At 69.3% G+C, this 4,190-nt stretch carries 4 protein-coding genes and 1 pseudogene; all 5 read right to left on the bottom strand.

Annotated elements, in window-relative coordinates; translation table 11 throughout:
* A pseudogene (locus PLL68_RS12710) lies at positions 1 to 161 on the bottom strand (IS481 family transposase); the annotation flags it as partial.
* A 149-nt stretch (positions 162 to 310) separates the two neighbouring features.
* Complete coding sequence (locus tag PLL68_RS12705; RefSeq protein ID WP_324534629.1) at positions 311 to 694, bottom strand: DUF779 domain-containing protein; 384 nt, start codon at positions 692 to 694, stop codon at positions 311 to 313.
* A gap of 4 nt (positions 695 to 698) precedes the next feature.
* On the bottom strand, positions 699 to 2,222 hold the full coding sequence (adh, locus tag PLL68_RS12700; protein WP_324534627.1) for an aldehyde dehydrogenase: 1,524 nt from the start codon (positions 2,220 to 2,222) through the stop codon (positions 699 to 701).
* 99 nt (positions 2,223 to 2,321) lie between these two features.
* Positions 2,322 to 3,584 (bottom strand): GAF domain-containing protein, encoded by a 1,263-nt coding sequence (locus PLL68_RS12695; protein WP_324534626.1) that lies wholly within the window; start codon positions 3,582 to 3,584, stop codon positions 2,322 to 2,324.
* A 94-nt stretch (positions 3,585 to 3,678) separates the two neighbouring features.
* The gene (locus PLL68_RS12690; protein ID WP_324534624.1) at positions 3,679 to 3,876 is read right to left on the bottom strand and encodes an Lsr2 dimerization domain-containing protein; all 198 of its coding nucleotides are present in this window, start codon (positions 3,874 to 3,876) and stop codon (positions 3,679 to 3,681) included.
* Between the last annotated feature and the right edge of the window lie 314 nt (positions 3,877 to 4,190).

The raw sequence follows: 4,190 nt of genomic DNA, 5'->3' as shown, positions 1-4,190 counted from the left end.
GTCCGTCATGGACTCCCCGGCGGGGTACTGTTCCGCCCACTGCTTCACCGTCGGGCGCGAACAGTGAAACCGGGCCGCGACCTCGGCGCCACCTGATCGACGATGAGCTGGGCGACCCCATGCCAGGCCTTCGGTGTGAGGGCAGCGTTAGCGTGGGACACGGGGGCCTCCTGTTTGGCGAAGTGAAACCCTGAGCCGGTTCCACTCCATCGCAGGAGGCCCTCCCATGTCGGCCCGTCACAACGAGGGGGCGTTCTCCCTCAACCAACCTCTCCGGTCAGCACATGTGACTGTGCGTCCTCGCGCCGGGTCAGGGTTCGAGCACGGCCAGCTCGGGCTCGGTCAGCATTCGTGAGCGGACGATGAAGCGCACGCCCTCCGGGGCCTCGAGCGAGAAGCCGGCGCCCCGACCCGGCACGACGTCGATCGTCAGGTGCGTGTAGCGCCAGTACGCGAACTGCGCGACGGACATGAAGACCGGGACGTCGCGATCGAGGCCGACGTGGAGGTCTCCGAGGTGGACGTCGGCATCGGAGACGATGAAGTCGCCGTCGGGGAAGCACATCGGCGCTGAGCCATCGCAACACCCGCCGGACTGGTGGAACATCACCGGGCCGTGGACCCCGGTGAGGCGGCGCACGAGAGACGCCGCCTCACCGGTCACGTCGACCCGGGTGGGAGTTGGTTCACCCACCGGCTCAGAAGAAGCCGAGGGGATCCGGCGAGTAGCTGACGAGAAGGTTCTTCGTCTGCTGGTAGTGGTCGAGCATCATCTTGTGGTTCTCGCGCCCGATCCCGGACTGCTTGTAGCCGCCGAAGGCTGCGTGGGCGGGGTACTGGTGGTAGCAGTTGGTCCAGACCCGCCCGGCCTTGATCTCGCGCCCGGCGCGATAGGCCCGGCTGCCATCGCGCGACCACACGCCCGCACCGAGCCCGTAGAGGGTGTCGTTCGCGAGCTTCAGGGCGTCGACCTCGTCCGAGAAGCGGGTGACCGCCAGCACCGGGCCGAAGATCTCCTCCTGGAAGATCCGCATCGAGTTGTCGCCCTCGAAGACGGTGGGCTGCATGTAGAAGCCTCCAGAGAGGTCGCCGCCCAGCTCTGCCCGGGCGCCGCCGATGAGGATCCTGGCTCCCTCCTGCTTGCCGATGTCGATGTAGGACAGGATCTTCTCGAGCTGGTCGTTGCTCGCCTGGGCGCCGATCATGGTGTCGGTGTCGAGGGGGTTGCCCTGCACGATCTGGCCGACCCGGTCGATGGCGTCGGGGAGGAACTGGTCGTAGATCGAGGACTGGATGAGGGCGCGCGACGGGCAGGTGCACACCTCGCCCTGGTTGAGGGCGAACATCGTGAAGCCCTCGAGCGCCTTGTCGTAGAACGAGTCCCGGCTGTCGGCAACGTCCTCGAAGAAGATGTTCGGGCTCTTGCCGCCTAGCTCGAGGGTGACCGGGATGAGGTTCTGGCTGGCGTACTGCATGATCAGCCGGCCGGTCGTCGTTTCCCCGGTGAAGGCGATCTTGGCGATGCGCGGGCTGGACGCGAGCGGCTTGCCAGCCTCGACACCGAAGCCGTTGACGATGTTCAGCACGCCGTCAGGCAGCAGGTCCCCGACCAGCTCGATGAGCTTGAGGATGGACCACGGGGTCTGCTCGGCCGGCTTGAGCACGACACAGTTGCCCGCGGCGAGGGCCGGGGCGAGTTTCCAGACCGCCATGAGGATGGGGAAGTTCCAGGGGATGATCTGGCCGACGACGCCGAGCGGCTCGTGCAGGTGATAGGCCACGGTGTCGGCGTCGATCTCGCCGATTGACCCTTCCTGGGCGCGGATCGCGCCCGCGAAGTAGCGGAAGTGGTCAACCGCGAGGGCGAGGTCGGCGGCGATGGTCTCGCGCACCGGTTTGCCGTTGTCCCACGTCTCGGCGACGGCGAGGTCGGTGAGGTTGGCCTCCATCCGGTCGGCGATACGCAGCAGCACGCCCGAGCGCTCGGTGACCGAGGTTCGTCCCCACGCGGCCGCGGCGCCGTGCGCGGCATCCAGGGCGAGCTCGATGTCCTCGGGGCCCGAGCGGGCGATCTCGCAGAACGGCTGGCCGGTCACCGGGGTCACGTTCTCGAAGTACCGGCCCTGCACGGGGGCGACCCATTGGCCGCCGATCCAGTTGTCGTAGCGGCTCTTCACGGTGACGGTGCTGCCGTCGGAACCGGGGGGTGGGAACAACGTCATTGTCGATCTCCTGTGTCTCGGGCCCGTCCGGCGACGGGTTGACCGGAGGCTAGGCACGAAGACGTTGCAACCATGTTGCACAGACGCCGGGAGCCCCGCTCAGGCGTGCAGCTCGCGTTCCAGCCGATCGGTCTCGGCCTCGGCCACCCGGCGCAGCGGCGAGGTGGCCGGCAGGGTCTGGACCTGTCGGCCCCACATCTCCAGATCGCCTGCGCCCCAGCGGGACCGGGTCCAGCCGACCATGAGGTCCGGCTCGTCCGAGGCGAGCACTGCAGCGCGGACGTGGCTCTCCACCGCGTCACGCAGCTCAACGACACCAGGTGCCTCGGAACCCGGCAGCAGCGGTCCCTTGTAGGTCTGCAGCGCGGAGCGCACCTGTCCCGCCGCGAGGTGCGCCTCGACGGTGCCCCAGTCGCTCTCGGTCTCGGCGAGGAGTCGGTACGGCCGGGATGCGAGGACCTCGGGTCCGAGCAGGGCGCGCAGGCGCACCAACTCCGCCCGCAGGGTCGAGGAGTGGACGCGACCGGCGTACACCTCGATCTCGAGCTGCTCTGCGGTGAGTCCGGCCGGGTGGCTGAGGAGTGCGGCGACGATCTCGCTGTGTCGCCGGCTCAGCCGGTGGGTGCGGCCCCCGACCTCCACCACGGCCTCCGGGAGCCCGAGGCCGCGCACCCGCAGCAGGCCCGTCGCACTGCCCGGTTGCGGGGTCTCGCCGGGCGCGGTGAGGGTCGTCCCGGTGAGCGCGAGTCGCGCCAGCTCCGACTCGGCCATCCGGGCGGCGGCGCGGATCATCGCCAGACTCTGCGGCGACGCGACGTCGGGGCCGCCGGTGATATCGACGACACCGAGCACCCGGCTCGTCGTCGGGTCGTGGATCGGTGCCGCAGCACAGCTCCAGGGGTGGACGAGCCGGTTGAAGTGCTCGGCGGCATGGACGTGCACGGGCTGGCCGAGGCGCAGTGCCATCCCGGGGGCATTGGTGCCGGCGTCATGCTCAGTCCACACCGAACCCTCGACGAAGTTGATGGTCTCGGCACGACGCAGCACCCCCGGCGGGCCGCACACCCACAGCAGTTGGCCTTCGGCGTCGCCGACGGCCATGACGATGTCGCAGTCGACCGCGGCGCGGCCCAGCACGTCATAGAGGAGCGGGAACACGTGGGAAAGGGCATGGGTGGCGCGGTAGTCGGCGAGGTCGCCGCCGTCGAGCCGGACCGGCGCAAGGTGGGTGTCAGGGTCCACGCCGGCGGCCGAGGAGCGCAGCCACGACTCGGCGACGACCGAGCGCACCCCGGATGCCGGTGCGGGGCGCGCAGCCGCGCGCCTCCGGGCGTGCCACGTCGTCGAGTCGCCGGTACTCACAGCGACAGTCAACCCCGCGCGGGCCGCTCGCGGCAACTGCGCGCGCTGCGCGCAGCGAGCGAACCCGGCCTTGCTCCCCAACCTGCGCCGCGCGTCAGCCGCCCGGGAGCACCGCCGAGATCCGCGTGGGCCATCCCCTCGCCCAGATCGCCTCGTCGAACGCGGCGGACTCCTCCTTGGTGAGATCGATCGCGTACGACACCCCGCGGTAGGTGAACTCCACGGTCTCGCCGTCGTTCGTCTCGTCGCCAGAAAGGTCCGAGACGATGATCGTGAGAACCTTCTCGGCCACGGCCTGCTCCTTGTTGCTGGGACGCCGACTCTAATCACTCTGTCCCGTGATGTGCCCCCCCGCGGTGGCCGGGTCGATCGGGATGTTGGCCGCCCACCTGACTCACGCGGTCAGCGGATGCGGTGTGCGATACAGGACGGCTGGTGCCTGATCGTGGCGCCCTCATCAGGCGGGTAATGCGCTCGAGTGTTGTGACGAGCGAGCCTCGTGTTAGCAGGCGTTAGCAGACGGATCACGGATCCGCGCCGTCGCAGGTCTCTGACCTGCGGTTTTGTGTGGCCAGGGGCGGGGTCGAACCGCCGACCTTCCGATTT

Source organism: Ornithinibacter sp., from assembly GCF_035443565.1.
Taxonomy (GTDB): Bacteria; Actinomycetota; Actinomycetes; order Actinomycetales; family Dermatophilaceae; genus Fodinibacter.
Note: the sequence above shows the minus strand (reverse complement) of the source record. Positions and strands in the feature narration are given on the sequence as shown.

Coding starts and splice junctions, on each gene's coding strand:
- adh (WP_324534627.1), bottom strand. CDS start 2,222: ATGACGTTGTTCCCACCCCCCGGTTCCGACGGCAGCACCGTCACCGTG.